This is a genomic window from Hungatella sp. SL.1.14 (assembly GCF_024460495.1).
Classification (GTDB): domain Bacteria; phylum Bacillota; class Clostridia; order Lachnospirales; family Lachnospiraceae; genus Hungatella; species Hungatella hathewayi.
Map to the genome: position 1 here is coordinate 1 of NZ_JANFYJ010000233.1, position 315 is coordinate 315.

Here is a 315-nt window from a genome sequence, read left to right on the forward strand (position 1 = left end):
GATTGCCTGCTTACTGGATGAGCCAGGGCCGGTAAACTGAACGATTGAGGTAAGCGAAAGCGCTATTGAGAACAGCTACAGATAGTTCATATTGGAACTAACACATCTTTACCCGGGTGTAAACAAAGATGATGATGAACTGTTTGATGCGGTTATAAGATTTGCATCTGTTATTGAAGAAATCTATTTAAAAATCGGATTTATCGTTGGCAGAAAATTAGACGGAGATTTGAGGGAGGGGGAAGAAAAGCTTAAGAAAATTGTAACAGCGAAGTAACGTGAAAAGAACTGTTTCCTGTTTTTGGGGCAGTTCTT

At 39.7% G+C, this 315-nt stretch carries 1 protein-coding gene; it reads left to right on the plus strand.

The annotated features are described in order from the left end of the window. Positions 1-91 precede the first annotated feature (91 nt). A complete protein-coding gene (locus tag NE473_RS30805) occupies positions 92-277 on the plus strand; it encodes a hypothetical protein (RefSeq protein WP_256265616.1) in 186 nt (61 codons plus the stop codon). The last annotated feature ends 38 nt before the right edge of the window (positions 278-315 follow it).